The sequence below is a fragment of the Pseudomonas schmalbachii genome (assembly GCF_017589465.1).
Lineage (GTDB): Bacteria > Pseudomonadota > Gammaproteobacteria > Pseudomonadales > Pseudomonadaceae > Pseudomonas > Pseudomonas schmalbachii.
The window spans coordinates 184912-204676 of record NZ_JAELYA010000001.1 but is presented as its reverse complement, the minus strand read 5'-3'; the positions used below and the strand labels follow the sequence as shown (position 1 = coordinate 204676).

Annotated in this window: 12 protein-coding genes and 1 pseudogene; 4 read left to right on the top strand and 9 right to left on the bottom strand. The window is 66.9% G+C overall.

Annotation, left to right across the window (positions count from 1 at the left end):
- Positions 1-29 precede the first annotated feature (29 nt).
- The gene (locus JFY56_RS00905; protein WP_208311607.1) at positions 30-4076 is read right to left on the bottom strand and encodes a bifunctional nitrate reductase/sulfite reductase flavoprotein subunit alpha; all 4047 of its coding nucleotides are present in this window, start codon (positions 4074-4076) and stop codon (positions 30-32) included.
- A gap of 625 nt (positions 4077-4701) precedes the next feature.
- Here JFY56_RS00905 and nirB point away from each other — a divergent pair.
- Both nirB and nirD read left to right on the top strand, forming a co-directional pair.
- Positions 4702-7269, top strand: a complete 2568-nt coding sequence (nirB, locus tag JFY56_RS00900; protein WP_208311606.1) for a nitrite reductase large subunit NirB — start codon at positions 4702-4704, stop codon at positions 7267-7269.
- A complete protein-coding gene (gene nirD, locus JFY56_RS00895; protein WP_208311605.1) occupies positions 7269-7643 on the top strand; it encodes a nitrite reductase small subunit NirD in 375 nt (124 codons plus the stop codon). The genes nirB and nirD overlap by 1 nt, the downstream gene beginning before the upstream one ends.
- A gap of 71 nt (positions 7644-7714) precedes the next feature.
- Here the strand turns inward: nirD and JFY56_RS00890 are convergent, their stop codons facing one another.
- The 7 genes and pseudogenes from JFY56_RS00890 to JFY56_RS00860 all read right to left on the bottom strand — a co-directional run bounded on the left by JFY56_RS00890 (position 7715) and on the right by JFY56_RS00860 (position 15336).
- The gene (locus tag JFY56_RS00890; protein ID WP_208311604.1) at positions 7715-8359 is read right to left on the bottom strand and encodes a methionine ABC transporter permease; all 645 of its coding nucleotides are present in this window, start codon (positions 8357-8359) and stop codon (positions 7715-7717) included.
- A complete protein-coding gene (locus JFY56_RS00885) occupies positions 8352-9401 on the bottom strand; it encodes a methionine ABC transporter ATP-binding protein (RefSeq protein WP_208311603.1) in 1050 nt (349 codons plus the stop codon). The genes JFY56_RS00890 and JFY56_RS00885 overlap by 8 nt, the downstream gene beginning before the upstream one ends.
- A 223-nt stretch (positions 9402-9624) precedes the next feature.
- A pseudogene (locus JFY56_RS00880) lies at positions 9625-9993 on the bottom strand (MetQ/NlpA family ABC transporter substrate-binding protein); the annotation flags it as partial.
- A gap of 321 nt (positions 9994-10314) precedes the next feature.
- Positions 10315-10731, bottom strand: coding sequence for a MaoC family dehydratase (locus JFY56_RS00875; protein WP_208311602.1), 417 nt, complete (start codon positions 10729-10731; stop codon positions 10315-10317).
- Between the two features lie 14 nt (positions 10732-10745).
- Complete coding sequence (locus JFY56_RS00870) at positions 10746-11186, bottom strand: MaoC family dehydratase N-terminal domain-containing protein (RefSeq protein WP_208311601.1); 441 nt, start codon at positions 11184-11186, stop codon at positions 10746-10748.
- A 17-nt stretch (positions 11187-11203) separates the two neighbouring features.
- The gene (locus JFY56_RS00865) at positions 11204-12388 is read right to left on the bottom strand and encodes a lipid-transfer protein (protein WP_208311600.1); all 1185 of its coding nucleotides are present in this window, start codon (positions 12386-12388) and stop codon (positions 11204-11206) included.
- A 158-nt stretch (positions 12389-12546) separates the two neighbouring features.
- On the bottom strand, positions 12547-15336 hold the full coding sequence (locus tag JFY56_RS00860) for a LuxR C-terminal-related transcriptional regulator (protein WP_208311599.1): 2790 nt from the start codon (positions 15334-15336) through the stop codon (positions 12547-12549).
- Positions 15337-15548: 212 nt separating this feature from the next.
- Between JFY56_RS00860 and JFY56_RS00855 the strand changes: the two genes are divergently transcribed.
- Positions 15549-16352, top strand: coding sequence for an enoyl-CoA hydratase/isomerase family protein (locus JFY56_RS00855; RefSeq protein ID WP_208311598.1), 804 nt, complete (start codon positions 15549-15551; stop codon positions 16350-16352).
- A 27-nt stretch (positions 16353-16379) separates the two neighbouring features.
- Here JFY56_RS00855 and JFY56_RS00850 read toward each other — a convergent pair whose 3' ends face one another.
- Positions 16380-17642 (bottom strand): flavohemoglobin expression-modulating QEGLA motif protein, encoded by a 1263-nt coding sequence (locus JFY56_RS00850; RefSeq protein ID WP_208311597.1) that lies wholly within the window; start codon positions 17640-17642, stop codon positions 16380-16382.
- 280 nt (positions 17643-17922) lie between these two features.
- Here JFY56_RS00850 and JFY56_RS00845 point away from each other — a divergent pair, with 280 nt between their 5' ends.
- Entirely contained in the window at positions 17923-19752 is a 1830-nt protein-coding gene (locus JFY56_RS00845; RefSeq protein WP_208311596.1) for a DUF1302 domain-containing protein, read from the top strand.
- Positions 19753-19765 lie beyond the last annotated feature (13 nt).

Below are 19765 nucleotides of genomic sequence, written 5' to 3'. Positions count from 1 at the left end.
ACCAACCTACGCTCAGTGCCAACCTACGGTTAATACACGTCGCGCAGGTAGCGTTTCTGTTCTGCCAGGGTGCGGATGTAGTCCGCCGCCTTGTCCTCGCTCAGCCCGCCATGTTGCCGGGCGACGTCGCGCAGCGCCCGGTCGACGTCCTTCGCCATGCGGCTGGCGTCGCCGCACACATAGACCCGCGCGCCATCCTGCAGCCAGCGCCACAGCTCCGCGCCCTGTTCGCGCATGCGGTCCTGCACGTAGATCTTCTCCGCCTGGTCGCGGGAGAACGCCAGGCTCAGGTGGTTGAGCAGGCCGTCGCGCTGCATGCCCTGCAGTTCGTCGCGGTAGTAGAAGTCGCTGGCGGCGTGCTGTTCGCCGAAGAACAGCCAGTTGCGGCCATTGTCGCCACGGGCGCGGCGCTCGTGGAGGAAGCCGCGGAACGGCGCTACACCGGTTCCCGGGCCGATCATCACGATGGGTGTATCGCCATCGTCGGGCAGGCGGAAGTGCTTGGACGGCTGCACGAACAGCGGGACTTCGCTGGCGCGGTCGGCGAGGAAGGTCGAGGCGACGCCCTTGCGCCTGCCGTAGCGCACGGCGGCCACGGTCAGGTGGACTTCCCCGGCATGCGCCTTCGGGCTGGAGGCGATGGAGTACAGGCGCGGCTGCAGGCGCTTGAGGCTGGCGAGCAGTTCCCCGGCGTTGCAGTCGATGGGGAACGCCTGCAGCACGTCCGCCAGTTGGCGATCCCACAGCCAGTCCTTCAGCTCGGCCTTGCGCTCGCCGAGCAGTTGGCGCAGTTCCTCGCTGCGGCTGCGTTCCGCGATCAGGGCGAGGGATTCGGTGCTGGGCCGGGCGATTTCGAAATGGCTGGTCAGTGCTTCCCTTAACGGCAGCTCGCCGACCTTGGCGACCTTGACCGGTTGCTCACCGTCGAGTCGGGTCAGGTCGAGCACTTCCTGCACCAGCTCCGGGCAATTGCGCGGCCATACGCCGAGGGCGTCGCCGGCTTCGTAGGTCAGCCCTGAATCGCGAAGGTCGAAGGCGAACAGGCGGGTTTCCTTGGCCGAGCCGGGGCCGTTCAGCAACTGATTGGCGACCAGCTTCGCGGCATGGGGACTGTCCTTGCCGATGGCCGGTTTTTCCTGGGGTACGGCTTCCGTCGGCTTGAGCAGCGGCAGAAGTTCGCCCAGCCAGGCGTCGGCGCGCTCCTGGTAGTCGGTGTCGCATTCCACGCGCGGCAGCAGGGCATTGGCACCGAGTTCGGCCAGACGGCGGTCGAGGTTCCTGCCGTGCTGGCAGAACTGGTCATAGTTCGGATCGCCCAGGGCCAGCACCGCGTAGTTCAGCCCCTTCAGATCGGACTGCTGTTGCAGCGTGTTCCAGAAGCCCTGGCCGTTGTCCGGCGCGTCACCGTCGCCGAAGGTGCTGCTGAGCAGCAGCAGCTTGTCGACGCTGTTCAGCTTCGCCGGCGGGTAGTCGGCCATGCTGCTCAGCTCGACGGCCAGGCCGGCCTCGCCCAGGCGCGCAGCGAAGCGTTCGGCGAGGGCTTCGGCGTTGCCGGTCTGCGAGGCCCAGAGCAGGGTGACCGGTTTGCCGGCGGGCGCCGTCATGGCCGCGTCATTGGCCGGCGCACCGGCTTCGACGCGGCTGAACAGCCCGGCAAGCATGCCGTCCAGCCACAGCCGGGCCGGGGTGGCCAGCGGGGCGTGGGACGGCAGGCACGGCACGCCGTCCGAGTGGTTGCGCAAACCGTTGATGAAGCCGGACAGCCAGGTGCGTTCGCTATCGTTCAGCACGGGCGGCGTGCTGGCGTCGATACCGACCTGCGCGGCGAAGGCGTCGATGCGCGACATGGTGCGCTCCTTTGAGAGAGGGGAAGGAGTGGCGAGCGCCGCGGGGGCGGGCGTCTCGAGGAACTGGTGGTCGATCAGCTCGACCCGGCACAGGGCGACCGCGCTGAACTTGAACTCCGGCTGCTGCGACAGCGGGTCGATGGCGTCGCTGGTCACCGCATTGATCGCCAGGTTCTCGCCGTACACATCGTTCCAGTGGAACGGCGCGAAGCAGGCGCCGGGCTGCACGCGGTCGCTGACCACCACCGGCAGCACGGCATGGCCACGGCGGGAGCGGATTTCCAGATGGTCCTTGTCGCGCACGCCGAGCGCCGCGGCGTCTTCCGGATGCACTTCGACGAAGGGGCCGGGATTGAGCTTGTTCAGCGTGGCGACTTTCCCGGTCTTGGTGAGCGTGTGCCACTGGTGCTGCAGGCGCCCGGTATTGAGCACGAAGGGGTGCTCGGCATCGGGCATCTCCGCCGGGTTCAGGTGCGGACGGGCGAAGAACCGCGCCTTGCCGCTCTGCGTGGCAAAGGCGAGGCGCGGTTGTCCACCGTCTTCGGCGAGACGCAGGTGCTGGCTGACGCCATCGTTCAGGTAGCGCACGGGATGGCGGTCGGCGCCGTCATCCGGCGGGCAGGGCCATTGCAGCGGGATTTCGCGCAGGCGCGCATGGCTGGCGCCGCGCAGGTCGTAGCCGGTCTTCGGGTTCCAGAAGCGCCTGATCTCCTCGAACACCTCGTCGGCCGAGGCGTAGTCGAAAGCCTCGGCATAGCCCATGGCGCAGGCCACGCGGGCGATGATCCGCCAGTCGGCCATGGCCTCGCCGGGCGGGGTGACGGCCTGCTGCATCAGGGTGAGATTGCGCTCGGAGTTGATCATCACGCCTTCCGCCTCGGCCCACAGCGCGCCGGGCAGGAGGATGTCGGCGTGGCGGTTGGTCTCGGTATCGAGGAAGGCGTCCTGGGCGATGACCAGCTCGGCGGCCTGCAGGCCCTCGATCACCGTGGCGCGGTTGGCGACGCTGGCGACCGGGTTGGTGCAGATGATCCAGCAGGCCTTCACCTTGCCGGCGCGCATGTCGTCGAACAGCGCGATGGTGCCGCCGCCGGCCTCGCTGCGCAGGGTGCCGCGCGGGATGCCCCAGGCATCCTCGACGAAGGTGCGATCCGCCTCGACCAGCGCACTGCGCTGACCCGGCAGGCCCGGGCCCATGTAGCCCATCTCGCGGCCGCCCATGGCGTTCGGCTGGCCGGTGAGGGAGAACGGGCCGCTGCCGGGGCGGCAGATTTTCCCGGTCGCCAGGTGCAGGTTGCAGATGGCGTTGGTGTTCCAGGTGCCGTGGGTGCTCTGGTTGAGGCCCATGGTCCAGCAGCTCATCCATTCGCCGGCCTCGCCGATCCACTGCGCGGCCTGGCGGATCGCCGCTTCGTCGAGCCCGGTCGTTTCGGCGACGTGCGCCGGGGTGTAGTCGGCGAGGAAGGCCGGCATCTGTTCCCAGCCTTCGGTGAACTCGGCGATGAAGTCTTCGTCGCAGTGGCCGTTCTGCCACAGCAGATGCAGCAGGCCGTTGAGCAGGGCGAGGTCGGTGCCCGGACGAATCTGCAGGAACAGGTCGGCCTTGTCCGCCGTGGCGGTGCGCCGGGGATCGACGACGATCAGCCGGGCGCCGGCCTTGACCCGGTCCATCATGCGCAGGAACAGGATCGGGTGGCAGTCGGCCATGTTCGCGCCGCTGACGAAGAACAGGTCGGCGTGGTCGAAGTCCTGATACGAGCCGGGCGGTGCGTCGGAACCCAGCGACAGCTTGTAGCCGCTGCCGGCGCTGGCCATGCACAGGCGCGAGTTGGACTCGATCTGGTTGGTGCCGATGAAACCCTTGGCCAGCTTGTTGACCAGGTACTGCGCCTCCAGCGACATCTGGCCGGAGACATAAAAGGAGAGGGCGTCCGGCCCGTGCTGGTCGAGGATGGCGCGCAGGCGGGCGGCGGTGGTGGCGATGGCCTCGTCCATCGGCGTTTGCAGCGGGTCGTGGCTGCGTTCGTGGCGCAGGTAGGCATGCTCCATCCGGCCCGATTCGACGAGAGGCTGGTGGCAGGTGCTGCCCTTGGTGCACAGGCGGCCGAAGTTGGTCGGATGGCTCTTGTCGCCCGACACCTTCACCACGCGGTTGTCCGCGACCTCCATGACGATCCCGCAGCCGACGCCGCAATAGGGACACACGCTCTTTACCGTTCTGCTCGCCATAACCTTTTCCCAGCCAGAAACGAAAAAAGCGCCATGCTGCCCTCCGTTGTTGCGGGGGCCGCACGGCGCCTTTGTCGTGGGTTGGGGCAATCGGCGTTGATTGCCCTGATCAGGTTCTAGCAAGGCTCGCGCCAGATCAGGACGAAGACGAATCGCGTAGGGCGGGTGCAACCCGCCACGACCTTTTTGGCGGGTTGCACCCGCCCTACGGGAGGCGTCATTCCGTAGGATGGGTTGAGCGCAGCGATACCCATCGGAGCGGACGCAGGAGCGTCCGGAGATGCATTCCCACGCGGGAGCGCGGGAACGATGGGCACAAATTCGGCGTCACGCTGGGGCGAAACGCTCATCGGCGCACCATTCTGGTTCCGTCTGGATGCCGGGCGATTCGACGGAATTGCGCGGAAGCCCCACAAAATCAGGCATTCACCAAATCTGGCACACCCACTGCATATCCCCACTCAAGCCCGGCCGATCAATGGCGATCCGAGTCCAGGGCATACATAAAGGTGCACCAGGCAGCGTTGCCCGGCGGCACTCACGAACGAACAGGCAAAGGCGCCTGGGACCGCAAGGTTCCAGGCGCCTTTTTTGTTTCCAGAACCGGATTGGCTGGGTGCTCCCAATGAACACTACCTTCACTGATATGCAAACGCTGGTCGTCATCGGCAACGGCATGGTCGGCCACCACTGCGTCGAGCAACTGGTCGGGCGCGGCGCGCTGGATCGCTACCGCATCCATGTGTTCAGCGAAGAACCGCTGCGCGCCTATGACCGCGTGCATCTCTCCGAATACTTCACCGGCCGCGATGCCGAATCGCTTGCCCTTGGCGAAGCGGAGCTGTACCAGCGCCCCGGCGTCACCCTGCATCTTGGCGTGCCGGTGCTGGAGATCGACCGCGCCCGCCGCGAGGTGATCACCGCCAACGGCTGCGTGGCCTACGACAAGCTGGTGCTGGCCACCGGTTCCTATCCCTTCGTGCCGCCCATCGAAGGCGCGGAAGGCGACTCCCGGCTGGTCTACCGTACCCTGGCCGACCTCGACACCATCCGCGCGGCAGCCGCCAATGCCCGTCGCGGCGTGGTGGTCGGCGGTGGGCTGCTGGGGCTGGAAGCGGCCAACGCATTGAAGTCCCTCGGCCTGGAATCCCATGTGGTGGAATTCGCCCCGCGCCTGATGCCGGTGCAACTGGACGACCATGGCGGTGCGGCGCTGAAGGCGCGTATCGAATCCCTTGGCGTCGGCGTGCATCTGTCCAAGGCGACCCAGTCGATCAGCGCCGGCGAGGAGTACCGCTACCGGATGAACTTCGCTGGAGACGCTGCTGGTAAAAACGAGTGGCTCGAAACCGACCTGATCGTCTTCTCCGCCGGCATCCGCCCGCAGGATGCGCTGGCCCGCGAGTGCGGCCTGGAACTCGGCCCGCGCGGCGGCATCGCCATCGACGGCCAGTGCCTGACCAGCGATGCGGACATCTACGCCATCGGCGAATGCGCGGCCTGGAACGGCAGCGTCTTCGGCCTGGTCGCGCCGGGCTACCAGATGGCCCGCAACGTCGCCGCCAGCCTCTGCGGCGAGGAGGCCGAGCCCTTCATCGGCGCCGACATGTCGACCAAGCTCAAGCTGCTCGGCGTGGACGTCGGCTCCATCGGCGATGCCCACGGCGCGCTGCCCGGCGCGCGCAGCTACCGCTTCATCGACGAGGCGACCTCCAGCTACCGCCGCCTGGTGGTCTCCGCCGACGGCAAGCAGGCCCTCGGCGCGGTGCTGGTGGGCGACAACAGCTACTACGACACCCTGCTGCAATACGTGCAGAACGGCATCAAGCTGCCGGAAGACCCGTCCAGCCTGATCCTGCCGCTCGGCGAGGCCGCTCCCGCGCTGGGCGCCGACGCGTTGCCGGCGACCGCCACCGTGTGCTCGTGCCACAACGTCAGCAAGGGTGCGATCTGCTCGGCCATCGACGGCGGTTGCAGCGATCTCGCCGGGCTCAAGGCGTGCACCAAGGCGGCCACCGGCTGCGGCGGTTGCGCCGGACTGCTCAAGCAGGTCTTCGAGCACGAGTTGAGCGCGCGCGGCGTGGCGGTGGACAAGAGCCTCTGCGAGCACTTCCCGTTCACCCGCCAGGAGCTCTACGGCATCGTCCGCGTGGAAGGCATCGAATCCTTCGACGAACTGCTGGCCAAGCACGGCAAGGGCCATATCGGCTGCGATATCTGCAAGCCGGCGGTGGGCTCGATCCTTGCGTCCTGCTGGAACCGCCCGATCATGAACCCCTGGTTGGTGCCGCTGCAGGACACCAACGACACCTTCATGGCCAACATGCAGAAGAACGGCACCTACTCGGTGGTGCCGCGCATCCCCGGCGGCGAGATCACTCCGGAAGGGCTGATCGCCATTGGCGAGGTGGCCAGGAAATACAACCTCTACACCAAGATCACCGGCGGCCAGCGCATCGACCTGTTCGGCGCCCAGCTGCACGAACTGCCGGATATCTGGGGCGAACTGATCGCCGCCGGTTTCGAAACCGGCCACGCCTACGGCAAGTCCACCCGCACGGTGAAATCCTGCGTCGGCAGCACCTGGTGCCGCTACGGCGTGCAGGACAGCGTGAAGATGGCCCTCGACATCGAGAACCGCTACAAGGGCCTGCGCTCGCCGCACAAGCTGAAGTTCGCCGTCTCCGGCTGCACCCGCGAATGCGCCGAGGCGCAGAGCAAGGACGTCGGCGTGATCGCCACCGAGAAGGGCTGGAACCTCTACGTCTGCGGCAACGGCGGCATGCGCCCGCGCCACGCCGAGCTGTTCGCCACCGACCTCGACGACGAGACGCTGATCCGCTACATCGACCGCTTCCTGATGTTCTACATCCGCACCGCCGACAAGCTGCAACGCACCTCGGTCTGGCGCGAGAGCCTGGAAGGCGGGCTGGACTACCTGAAGGCGGTGATCATCGACGACAGCCTCGGCCTCGGTGCCGAGCTGGAAGCGCAGATGCAGACCGTGGTGGACCGCTACGAATGCGAATGGGCCAACGCCATCCAGGACCCGGAGAAGCTCAAGCGCTTCCGCACCTTCGTCAACGATTCGCGTCCGGACCCGGACATCCATTTCGTCAAGGAACGCGGCCAGCGCCGGCCGGTCCGCGAGCATGAACTTCACCTGATTCCCGTAACCGAGGAGGTGGTCTGATGGCCCAGCAAAGTGCAGAACGTATCGATTACAGAGGGAATATCAGCTGGCAGGCGCTGTGCACCTGCGACGACCTGGTGCCCAACTCCGGCGTGGTCGCCTGGGTCGACGGCGAGCAGGTGGCGCTGTTCTACCTGCCGGACGACGACACCGGAAAAGGGCTGTATGCCGTGGAAAACCGCGACCCGCTGTCCGGCGCAAACGTCATCGGCCGCGGCCTCGTCGGCAACCTCGGCGGCGCCATGGTCATCGCCTCGCCGCTGTACAAGCAGCATTACCGTCTGGAGGACGGCAGTTGCCTGGAGTATCCGGAGCAGCAGTTGAAGGTGTGGCCGGTGCGGTTGCGCGGGGCGACGGTGGAGATCGGCATTTAAACAAATTCGCGGGCATGGCCCGCTCCTACAGGGTACGTGCCATTGCCGACCGTAGGAGCCATGCCCGCGATTCAAATGCGTTTGTTCAGCAGCCGGGCCAGGCGGTCGCCACCAAACTGGATCAAGGTCACCAACCCCACCAACACGATGATCACCGTCAGCATCACCTGCGTGTCGAAGCGCTGGTAGCCGTAGCGATACGCCAGGTCGCCCAGCCCGCCGGCGCCAATCGCTCCGGCCATGGCCGAGGAGTTGATCATGGTCACCAGAGTGATGGTGAAGCCGCCGACGATGCCCGGCCGGGCTTCCGGCAGCAGCACGTTCCAGATGATGTGGCGGCGCTCGCAGCCCATCGCCTGGGCGGCTTCCACCAGTCCGTGGTCTACCTCGCGCAGGCTGACTTCGGCGATGCGCGCGAAGAACGGCGTGGCGGCGATGGTCAGCGGCACCACGGCGGCCCATACGCCGTAGCTGGTGCCGACGATCAGCCGGGTGAAGGGGATCAGCGCGACCATCAGGATCAGGAACGGCACCGAGCGCAGCACGTTGACCACGCTGCCCAGCGAGCGGTTGAGCAGGCGCGCCTCGAAGATTCCGCCGGGGCCGGTGGTGACCAGCACCAGCGCCAGCGGGATGCCCACCAGCAGGACGATGGCCGAGGACACGCCGATCATCAGCAGGGTATCCAGCAGGCCCTGGATCAACCGGTCAAGCATGCGCCCGCACCTCCAGCCGGTCGGCCACGCCGCGGGCCTTGTCCAATAGCTCCGGCACATGCTCCGGCGCAGCGGAAACACTCAATAGCAATCGTCCCAGCGCGCGGCCCTGGATGCGGTCGATCCCGCCGTGCAGCAGGCTGACGCGGCTGCCCAGCGCCTGGGCGATGGCCAGCAGGTCCGGCTCCTCCTCGCGCTGGCCGGTGTACTGCAGGTCGAGCAGGACTTCGCCCGGCTTCAGCCGCTCCAGCACATCGTTCGGCAGATGCTGCAGCGTGCCGAGCAGGGTGCGGGTGACTTCGTGCTGCGGGTCGCCAAACACCTGCCAGACCTTGCCCTGCTCGACGATGCGCCCGCGTTCGAGCACCACCACGCGGTCGCAGATCTCGCGGATCACCGCCATCTCGTGGGTGATCAGCACGATGGTCAGGCCGAGGCGGCGGTTGATGTCGCGCAGCAGGGCGAGGATCGACTGCGTGCTCTCCGGGTCGAGTGCCGAGGTGGCTTCGTCGCAGAGCAGGATTTCCGGCTGGTGCACCAGCGCGCGGGCGATGCCGACGCGCTGCTTCTGCCCGCCGGAAAGCTGTGCGGGATAGGCGTCGCGCTTTTCCTCCAGGCCGACCAGTTGCAGCAGTTCACTGACTCTTTGTTCGATGCGTACCTTGTCGACGCCGGCCACGCGCAGGGGCAGGGCGATGTTCTGCGCCACGGTCTTGGCCGACATCAGGTTGAAGTGCTGGAAGATCATGCCGACGCGACGGCGCAGGCCGACCAGTTGTTGGCTGTCGAAGGCACCGATGTCCTCGCCGTCGATCAGCACCTTGCCGGAGGTGGGGTTTTCCAGGCGATTGAGGGTGCGGATCAGCGAGGACTTGCCGGCGCCGCTGCGGCCGATGATGCCGAACACCTCGCCGCGCTGGACGTTCAGCTCGATATCGGCGAGGGCCTGCACCGAGCCGGCGCCGCTGGCGTAGGTCTTGCCCAGGCTTTTGATGGCGATGTGACGGGTGGCGAGTTCGAGGTTCTGGTTGAAGCTGACCATAAATGTTCTCTCAGGCGATTCGTCGCGCTTTTGGTAGGAGCCAGCAAGAACTAGGCGTCCCCTGGCTCCTACAAGGTTTGGTGTGGTTGGTTTGCCCTCACCCCAGCCCTCTCCCGGAGGGAGAGGGGGCAATCCGTGCCACCGGCTGACTGCAGCGGTCATCCGATGCACCGCACGGTCCCCTCTCCCAATGGGAGAGGGTTAGGGTGAGGGGGCTTTCAAGTCACCACCCCGGCTGGTAAAGCCCCCCATGCGCCTTGTCCAATGCTGCGCGCACCTGCGGCGAGTGCTGGTAGATGTCGACGAATTTCTTCAATTTCCCATCCGGATCGGCGTAGTCGTTTCGGGTGACGAACTGGATGACGTACTCGCGGTTCTCGATGCCGTCGAACAGCAGCGCGCTCTTCGGGTCGAGGGTGCCGGCCAGGCGGATGTAGTGCGGGTAGCCCTGGGCGAGGTCGACGTCGTCCAGCGCGCGCACCAGTTGCACGGCTTCCAGTTCGATGATCCGGATGTCCTTCGGGTTGGCGACGATGTCCTCCAGCGTGGCGTGGTAGCCGACGCCTGCGGGATGCGCAAGAAGTCCACCGAGCGTCAGGCATCTTATTTGAGAATAGTCGCGCAGGTTGGCGCTGAACGCAGTGAAGCCCAACGGTGCCACGGTCGGCGGATGTTGGGCTTCGCTGCGCTCAGCGCCAACCTACGATGGTCATCCCAGCGCTGGGACGCCCTCACCCCAACCCTCTCCCGGAGGGAGAGGGGGCAGATTGGCGTCGGGATGAATGCCGTGCCAGCCGGCAATGCCGGGCAGTCCCCTCTCCTTGGGGAGAGGGTTAGGGTGAGGGGAAGATGTCGAAAGCGAACCGAAAATTCCCGGCCGGGCCACCCGCAGGCAACCCGGCGCGGGAAGGACTCAAGCAGTTCTGGCGACCACCGCCTCGCCGGCGAGCTTGAGTTCGCCCGCCTGGTTGCGGGTGCTCAGCTCCAGGCGCAGGGTGCCGTTGGTTTCGTCCTTCCCGACCACCTTGCCGGAGCAGGTGATGACGTCGCCGAGCTGGGTGATCGCCGCGAAGCGCACGCCGTACTCGCGCAACTGGCGCTGGTCGACCCACCGGGTCAGCAGGCGGCCGAGGTAGGCCATCGACAGCATGCCGTGGGCGAATACGTCCGGCATGCCGGCCTTCTTCGCGTAGTCGATGTCGATGTGGATCGGGTTGTGGTCGCCCGAGGCGCCGGCGAACAGCGCCAGGGTGGTGCGATTGATCGGCGCCAGGGTCAGCGGCGGCAGTTCGTCGCCGACCTGCAGGGTATCGAAGTCGAATTGGCTCATCTGGATTCTCCGGTTCAGCCGTTGCGCTGTACGAGCACGGTGCGCAGGTCCGCCACGTGTTCGCCGTGCTGGTTGGTCACGCGGGTTTCACGCACCACGAATTCCAGGGCGCCGCCCTTCTTGTCGTAGATGTCGGTGATGCGGCCTTCGAAGCGCAGGGTGTCGCCGGCGTAGGCCGGGCGGTGGTACTTGAACGATTCCTCGCCGTGGAGGATGCGCGCCGGGACGATGCCCAGCTCGTCGCGCCAGGCGTTCGACGGGATGTTGAACTCCAGCGAGAAGAGGAAGGTCGGCGGCAGCGGCAGGCCGGGGTGGCCGGCGTCGCGGGCGGCGTTCTCGTCGAAGTAGACCGGGCTGGTCTCGCCGATGGACTTGGCGAAGAAGCGCAGCTGCCCGGCTTCCGCGGTCACGGAGAAGGCCGGCAACTGCATGCCGATGTGTTTCTTGTCGATCATGTGGTGACGTCCCTTGTTCAGTTCTTCTGGTACACGGTCACCACGCAGGCGCCGCCCAGGCCAAGGTTGTGCTGGATGGCGACGCGCGCGCCTTCCACCTGGGTGCCTTCGGCGACGCCGCGCAGCTGGCGGGTCAGCTCGTAGCACTGCGCCAGGCCGGTGGCGCCCAGCGGGTGGCCCTTGGACAGCAGGCCGCCGGACGGGTTGGTGACCCAGCGGCCGCCATAGGTGTTGTCGCCATCGTTGACCAGTCGCTCGGCGCTGCCTTCGACGCACAGGCCAAGCGCCTCGTAGGTGAGCAGTTCGTTCTGCGCGAAGCAGTCGTGCAGCTCGATCACCTGGGCGTCCTCGGCGCCGATGCCGGCTTCCTCGTAGGCCTGCCTGGCGCCCAGGGCGGCCATGTCGTAACCGACCAGGCGGATCATGTCGCGGGCTTCGAAGGTGCTCGGCAGGTCGGTGGTCAGCGCCTGGCCGGCGATCAGCACGTCGGTGCGCAGGCCGCGCTTTTTGGCGAACGCTTCGGAAACCACGATCGCCGCGGCGCCGCCGCAGGTCGGCGGGCAGGCCATCAGGCGGGTGATCACACCGTCCCAGAGCATCGGCGCGTTCATCACGTCTTCGCTGCTGACCACGTTGCGGAACACCGCCAGCGGGTTGCGCGCGGCGTGGCGGCTGGCCTTGGCGCGGATCTTGGCGAAGGTTTCCAGCCGGGTGCCGTACTTGTCCATGTGCGCCTTGCCGGCGCCGGCGAACATGCGGATGGCGTTGGGGATGTCCGGCACGTCGGTCAGTTCGATGGACTGCTTCTGGAAGATTTCCATGGCCGGGGCGCGGTCGGTCCAGGCGGATTTCAGCGCACCCGGGTTCATCTGCTCGAAGCCGAAGGCCAGCGCGCAATCCACCGCGCCGCTGCGCACGGCCTGGCGGGCGAGGAACAGGGCGGAGGAACCGGTGGAGCAGTTGTTGTTGACGTTGATCACCGGGATGCCGGTCATGCCGACGCGGTACAGGGCTTTCTGGCCGCAGGTGGAGTCGCCGTAGACGTAGCCGGCATAGGCCTGCTGGATGTCGGAAAGGTCCAGGCCGGCATCGGCCAGGGCCTGGCGGATGGCCTTCTCGCCCATCACGTCATAGCTTTCGCTGGCCCCGGGCTTGGTGAACGGAACCATGCCGACGCCGGCGACGAATACTTTGTTGGACATTGTTATCTCCTGGTTGCGAACGGATAGGTGGCGGTCTTGCGTGGAACGACACGCCGCCACGGTAGGCGAGCAGGAGAGGGGGAACGCCACCCATGGCGGGTGGCGGGGAAAGGGGCGCATCGCCGCCGTCGCGGGCGGCGATGTACAGGCGGAAGGCGCTAGTCCTCCAGCCCGGTTTCCATATCGCGCATGCGCGCCACGGCCTCGTCGCGGCTGCTCACGCCGAGCTTGCTGTAGATGTGGCTGAGGTGCCATTTCACCGTTTCCGGCGACAGGCCGAGGGTGCGGGCGATCTTCTTGTTCGGCAGCGCCTGGGCGAGCAGGTGGAGGATTTCCATCTCGCGCTCCTTCAGCGGCTCCACGCTTGCCGTCAGCGGCTTGCGCGTACGCGGGTCGGCGGGTGCCGGGGCTTGCTCGGTAGCGGGCACGGGCTGCGTGGCTAGCAGGCGCTCGACATAGAAGGCCAGCACCGGGTCGAGGGCCTCGCCGCGGGTGACCTCCTCGATCAGGCTCGCCGCCGCCGGGTGGATATCCAGCAGGCTGCGCAGCAGGCCGAGACGATGCCCACAGCGCAGCACCTCGATGACCTTGGCGCGAGCCGCGTCGGGCTGCCCCAACTGCCTGTCGAATACCGCGCCGAGCATCAGCAGGCGCGCCGTGCCGAGTTGCCGCCCGGTGCCTTCGCTGCGCTCGATCAGCCGCTCCAGGCGCCGCGCCGCGCCTTTCAGGTCGCCCTGGCTGGCCTGCCAGCGGACGCGGCAGCTTTCGGCGAGCAGGTAGATTTCCTTCAGCGCGCTGTCCTCGGCATGGGGATGGCGCGCGTCGAGGGCGTTCAGGCGTTCCAGCCTGGCTTCGGCGTCGGCCCGTTCGCCCTGCAGCAGGCTCCAGAGGAACTGCCAGTTCAGGCTGTGGGCCAGCAGGCGGTCGAGCCCGAGCTTGGTCGCGTACTCTTCGAGCCGTTCCATGTAGGCGCCGGACTCCAGGCGGTTGCCGATCCGCCATTCGGCCTTCCACAGCACCTCGATTACCCGCAGCACCGAGTCGGGGATGGAAATCCGTTCGAGGGTGTCGATGCGGTCGGCCAGCAGCTTGTGCGCCGCCGCGACGTCGTTCATCTCGTACAGCACTTCGCCGAGCAGGGCGATGGCCATGTACATCGATTCGGCGCAGGCCTTGCCGCCGCGCTCGGCCTCGTGCAGCACCTCGCGGTAGACCCGCTCGGCCTGGTTCATGCGGCCCTGCATGGCGTAGCTCAGGCCGATCAGGCAGCGGCCCTGCAGGACGCCGCCCGGCGTGCCCAGCAGCGGGGCGCCGTTGATCGTCAGCGCCGGCCGCTCGACCTGGATGCGCCGGGCTTCCTCGTAGTCGCCGCGATGCATGCACAGCCAGGAGCGCAGGTTGATGCTGCCGCCAACCGACGCGGCATCGGCGCCTTCCGGCGGGTCGATCAGCTCGGGCAGCAGCGCCAGCGCACTGTCGGTGTCGTCGCGCTGGATGGCGAGAAGGGCGCGTACCAGGGCGAGATGGAAGCGGTCTTCCCGGTGGTCGTGGGGAATGTCGCGCTCCAGCTGTTCCACGCATTCGATGCAGGCGGCGAACTCGCGGGCGTAGATATGCATGCGCGCCTGCAGGAGGCGCAGGCCGATGTGCCTGCGGACCTGCTCGGCCGGCAACTGGCGGATCAGTTCGAGGAGCACGCGCAGGTCGCCCTGGGCGTACAGCGTTTCCATGCGGTGTTCTACCAGCCGCGTCGCCGCCTCCGCTTCGCCGCCGGCCACGGCATGGCGTACCGCTTCGTCCAGGTGATCGTGCTCGCGGAACCACACCCACGCCCGTGCATGCACGCTGCGCCGTTCTTCCTCGCTGCGCGATTCGAAATGCTTGAGCAGGTTTTCGCGCAGCAGCGGGTGCAGGCGATACCAGGTTTCCGGGTCGTCGCTGTCGATGGGAATGAGGAACAGGTTGTCGCTTTCCAGCCGCGCCAGCAGCGTCACCGCATCGTGTTCGGGGCGACCGCTCAACGCGGCACACAGCGAGGCGCAGAAGCGGTTGCACACCGCCATGTGCAGGAGCAGTTCGACATCCTCCGCCGACAGGCGCGACAGCACCTCGCTCTCGAAGAAACTGGCGAACGCCTCGGTGTCGCGCAGCTGTACCGGCGACTGGATGGCGGCCTTGCCCTTCTTGCGGCCCACGGAAAGCAGTTGCAGGCCGGCGATCCAGCCGTCGCTGAGGTCATGCAGCAGGCGGGCGTCGCGGGCGTCGATATCGCCCAGCTGCGCCTTGAGGAACTGCTCCGATTCCTCCGGGGTGAAGCGCAGGTCGCGCAGGTCCAGTTCCAGCGCGAGCTCCTGGCTGCGCAGCCGCGCCAGCGACAGCGGCACCGTGCTGCGCGACGCCAGGACCAGGTGCAGGTTGGCCGGCGCGTAGTCGAGCAGCCATTGCAGGGCTTCGTGGATGGTGGTGTCGGTGAGCGTGTGCAGGTCGTCGAGCACCAGCACCACTTCGCGCGGGTGACTGGCGATACCGCGCACCAGGGTGACCACGGTGCGCTCGACGCCCTCGCGGTCGATGCCGCTGCCTTCCAGCAGGGAGGCATCGCGGACGATCTCCGGCGAAAGGTAGGCGAGGCTGGCGAGCAGGTAGTCGAGGAAGCGGGTGAGGTCGTTGTCGTCCTGGGTGAGGGTCAGCCAGGCGACGTCGAAGCCGAAGGAGATCAGCTTCTGCCGCCAGGACAGCAGCACGGTGGTCTTGCCCCATCCGGCCGGTCCCTTGAGCACGATGCAGCGGCGCCGGCGCGCTTCCAGCAGCTGTTCCAGCAGGCGTTCGCGGGCGACGATGCGGGCGGTGCTGCGTGGCGGCATCAGCTTGCTGCTGTCGATCGGGTGCAGCGCGCGGGCAGGGGCGGAAGCGGGACGCACCGCGCCCGTTTTTTGTTGTTTTTCCATGAGCGATCCAGGCGAATTCAGTCTCAAGATCAGCGGAGTGTACCGCAGAGATTCCCCGGCAGAACGGCCATCCCGGCTCCCAGCAGGCTCTGGCACGGGGCTCCGGCGCTTCCACCCGACGCGGGTGGCGGTGGCGCGCCCGGCTGTTGCTCTACTAGCCGCCAATATCCGGCGCAGACCGGCGCCCGTTGTCGAACCAGGAGAGCATCGGCATGGCTATTCAATTCCAGATCGACGGCCACATCGCGGTGATCACCCTCGATGCGCCGGAGTCGCTCAACGCCCTGACCATCGGCGACCTCAACCATCTGCGCAAGGCGCTGGTGGCCTGCCAGGACGACGAGCAGATCCGCGCCATCGTCCTTACCGGCCGCGGCGAACGGTCGTTCTGCACCGGCGCCAACCTGAAGGCGTCCCTGTCGCCGGCCAGCGGCTTCGCCACCAGCGTGCTGAAGAGCCGCGAAGCCGAGGCCGAGGAGGGCGGCTATACGCGGCTGATCGACCTCAGCAACCTGGCAATCTGGAAACCGCTGATCGCCGCGATCAACGGCTACTGCCTGGGCGGCGGCCTGGAACTGGCGCTGCAGTGCGACCTGCGCATCGCCGCCGAGGGCGCATCCTTCGCCCTGCCGGAAGCCAGGGTGGCGAGCATCCCCGCGGTCGGCGGCGTGCAGTACCTGCTGCGTGCGGTGCCGGCGGCCCACGCCATGAAAATGGCCCTGACCGGCGAGCCGATAGATGCCGCCGAAGCCCTGCGCATCGGCCTGGTCAGCGACCTGGTGCCGCGCGAGCGCCTGCTGCCGCTGGCCCTGGAACTGGCCGCGAAGATCGCCGCCAACGGTCCGCTGGCGGTGCAGTCGATCAAGAAGCTGGCGGTGGAAACCACCCACCTCGATCCGCGCGATTTCATCGCCCAGGCCAACCTGCACTGGGGCCTGCTGCGCGACAGCCGCGACCGCCTGGAGGGCCGCAAGGCCTTCGTCGAGAAGCGCACCCCGAAATTCACCGGCAGTTGAAACGCCGGTATCCGCAGAAATTCCGATTCAGAGATAGCGCTCGTCTTCCAGCCTGACGAAGCGCTCCAGGTCCACCAGGTCCAGCTTGATCTGCCCGATGAACGCCGAGAAGGCGAAGGCCGCCGCCAGCCGGCGCATGTCCTGGGCCCAGGGCGGCACGTAGCTGGGCATCTTCAGCCAGCCGGATTCGAACAGCGGCGCCAGGCGCACCGCATCCGCCGAGGTGAGGCGGCCGGCGAACAGCTGGCGGACCAGTTCCGGACGATTGTCGCGGATGGCCACCCGCAGCAGGGTATGCACGCTGATCATGCCGGAGAGGTAGCAGGCGTCCTTGGTGAAGGCGACGCCGCCACGCACATCGCCGCCGCGGAACACCCGCTGGGTCGAGCGGAACGATTCCTCCTCCGACTGCCCGGCATCCAGAAAGCCGCGAAATACCTCGACGAAATCGGCGCCGTCCAGCGCCTGCTGCACGGCGATCACCCGCAGGGCGATGCGCCGCAGACGCTGGATGTCGATGCTGCCGGTGAGCAGTTCGGCGAGCATGGCGATGCCTTCCTGGGTTTCCGTGGTGCGCGGGGAACCGAGGCCGAGGCAGCCGAGGTTGGCCTGGGCCATGCCGTTCTGCGCCGTGGCCGCATGGACGAACGCCTCGTGTTGCAGCAGCTGGTTCTTGTCCTGCTCGGAAAACATCGCGCTGGCGCGCAGGCGGATGCGCGTCGCACCGGCGATGGCCTTGGACGCCAGGTCGGGATCGAGCACCACGCGAATCCGTTCCGGACCGAAGAAGCGGTCGAGCTCCGGCTGCATCCAGTCGGCCAGTTCCTGCGCAGTGATATCGGCCACCGTCGGCGGGATGTGCTTGCTGTCGAGCAGCGCGTCGGTGGTTTCCAGGAAGAAGCGCGCGCTGTCCATAGAAGTCAGTTTCTGCCGGCGGTAGACGAAGTCCGGGCGGCGGTAGAGGCGGGCGGAATGCTCGCTGAATTCCGGCGTGCCGATGGCGCCGAGCATGCGTCCGGCGGTGGCGTAACTGCGTGCGGTGGCGGCGAGGAACTGGCCGGCGGGATGCTCGTCGTCGCACTGGTCGGCGAGGCGTTCCAGTTCCCCTATCTCGCTGCGGTGGTCGCGTGGCGCGAGGCTCACCTTGGGCAGCTCCGGCTTGCCGGCGTGCCATCTGTCGAGGAAGCGGTCTTCCAGTCCGTCCGGCCAGGCGAGGGCGTCGAGCACGCGGATTTTCCGTGCCACTGCGGGGATGGCGCTGTCGATTGCGGCGAGCGAGGCAGTCATCACGGCACCTCCGGACATCGATTGAGTGCCTGAAAGCCTAGCAGCGGTAGGGCGGGTGCAACCCGCCAGTCCACGACAGCATGGCGGGTTGCACCCGCCCTACGGAGTCGGTCCGCGTAGCGCTGCGCGGGTGAATGTAACCCTGGGTAACAGGGCGCCCGATCATCCCCTCGCAAGAAGCGGCTGGAGGCAATGAAAACTTACCCGATCGGGTGTCAAGAACGTCCGGCCGGCTCAATAGCATGAGGCCTCCAATGACCGTAGTAGCTATTCGGAGCGCTGCATGAGAACAACAACAAAGCGCGGTGTGTTCAAGCCGCAATTGCTGGCTGCCGCCGTAGCCTTGGGCGTGAGCGCGCAGGCCAACGCCGTTGAATTCAATATCGGGGAGATAGAGGGACGGTTCGATTCATCGCTGTCGATGGGTGCCAGCTGGGCGTTGCGAGGGGGCGATCCATCCTTCATTTCGCCGAACAACGTGATGGGCAAGCGTGGCGAGGCGGCCAGCCGTACCGCCGACGACAACCGCCTGAACTTCAAGAAGGGCGAGACCTTCTCGAAGATCTTCAAGGGCCTGCACGACCTGGAGCTGAAATACGGCGACGGCGGCGCGCTCATCCGTGGCAAGTACTGGTACGACTTCGAGCTGAAGGACGAGCACCGGCTGTTCTACGACATCGACGACAGCGGCCGCGAAGACCTGGCCAAGTCGTCCGGTGCGGAGTTCCTCGATGCCTTCGTCTACTACAACTACAACCTCGGCGAGCTGCCCGGCAACGTGCGCTTCGGCAAGCAGGTGGTGAGCTGGGGCGAGAGCACCTTCATCCAGAACAGCATCAACGTGATCAACCCGATCGACGTGGCTGCCGTGCGTCGCCCGGGGGCCGAGATCAAGGAAGGCCTGATCCCGGTGAACATGTTCTACCTGTCCCAGGGCCTGTCCGAGAACGTCACCGCCGAGGGCTTCTACCAGCTGCAGTGGGAGAAGACCATCGTCGACAACTGCGGGACCTTCTTCGGCAACGATGCCGTGCCGCAGGGTTGCAACGACCGCCTGGTCGCCGCCGGGCCGGACCTGGCGCCGGGCGTGGCGCAGAACACCAGCATCGCCGGCATCTCCGCAGGCACCGACGATGCCTTCATCCCGCGCCTGGAAGACAACGAGGCAAGCGACGGCGGACAGTACGGCGTGGCGCTGCGCTGGTTCGTGCCCGAACTGAACGACACCGAGTTCGGCGCCTACTACATGAACTATCACAGCCGCAATCCGTACCTGAGCACGGTGCACTCCACCAGCCGGCTGGGCGGCGCCACACCGCAGGCGCAGCAGGTGGCGCAGATCAACGCGATCCGCAACTCCCACTACTTCATGGACTTCCCGGAAGACATCCGTCTCTACGGCCTGAGCTTCCAGACCAACGTCGGCGGCACCTCGCTGGGCGGTGAGGTGAGCTACCGGCCGAACATGCCGCTGCAGCTGAATACCGCGGACCTGCTGAACGCCACGCTGGGCGTGCCGACCTCGCCGCTGATCACCACCGGCACGGTGAACAACAGCGCCCAGGGACTCGGTGCGAGCATCAACGGCTACAAGCGCATGCCGGTGCTGCAGGCGCAGATGACCGCCACCCAGTTCATCGATCAGGTCTGGGGCGCCAGCCGCCTGACCCTGGTCGGCGAGGTCGGCTACAACCGCATCAATGGCCTGGCCGACGCCTCCAGCACGGAACTGCGCTTTGGCCGCAGCCCGGTGTATGGCTCCGGCCCGCTTACGGGGGCTGCCTGCCCGCTGCCCACCGATGCCGCACAGCGCGAGTGCAGCAACCACGGCTTCTATACCACCGACTCCTGGGGCTACCGCGCCCGCGCCCGTCTGGACTACTCCAACGTGTTCGCCGGCATCAACCTGGCGCCGAGCCTGGCCTGGTCGCATGACGTGGATGGCTGGGGACCGAACTTCGAGGAAGGCAGCAAGGCGATCAGCATCGGTCTCGATGCGGACTACCTGAACACCTACACCGCGAGCCTGAGTTACACCGATTTCTTCGGTGGTGACTTCAACACCAACGTCGACCGCGATTTCGTCGCACTCAGCGTCGGCGTGAACTTCTGATCCACCGAGAGGT

Excerpts from the sequence above, each read along its gene's own strand:
- JFY56_RS00905 (WP_208311607.1), bottom strand. The coding sequence starts at position 4,076 with ATGGCGAGCAGAACGGTAAAGAGCGTGTGTCCCTATTGCGGCGTCGGC.
- JFY56_RS00855 (WP_208311598.1), top strand. The coding sequence starts at position 15,549 with ATGGCTATTCAATTCCAGATCGACGGCCACATCGCGGTGATCACCCTC.
- JFY56_RS00865 (WP_208311600.1), bottom strand. The coding sequence starts at position 12,388 with ATGTCCAACAAAGTATTCGTCGCCGGCGTCGGCATGGTTCCGTTCACC.
- nirB (WP_208311606.1), top strand. The coding sequence starts at position 4,702 with ATGAACACTACCTTCACTGATATGCAAACGCTGGTCGTCATCGGCAAC.
- JFY56_RS00860 (WP_208311599.1), bottom strand. The coding sequence starts at position 15,336 with ATGGAAAAACAACAAAAAACGGGCGCGGTGCGTCCCGCTTCCGCCCCT.
- JFY56_RS00870 (WP_208311601.1), bottom strand. The coding sequence starts at position 11,186 with ATGATCGACAAGAAACACATCGGCATGCAGTTGCCGGCCTTCTCCGTG.
- nirD (WP_208311605.1), top strand. The coding sequence starts at position 7,269 with ATGGCCCAGCAAAGTGCAGAACGTATCGATTACAGAGGGAATATCAGC.
- JFY56_RS00885 (WP_208311603.1), bottom strand. The coding sequence starts at position 9,401 with ATGGTCAGCTTCAACCAGAACCTCGAACTCGCCACCCGTCACATCGCC.
- JFY56_RS00875 (WP_208311602.1), bottom strand. The coding sequence starts at position 10,731 with ATGAGCCAATTCGACTTCGATACCCTGCAGGTCGGCGACGAACTGCCG.
- JFY56_RS00890 (WP_208311604.1), bottom strand. The coding sequence starts at position 8,359 with ATGCTTGACCGGTTGATCCAGGGCCTGCTGGATACCCTGCTGATGATC.
- JFY56_RS00845 (WP_208311596.1), top strand. The coding sequence starts at position 17,923 with ATGAGAACAACAACAAAGCGCGGTGTGTTCAAGCCGCAATTGCTGGCT.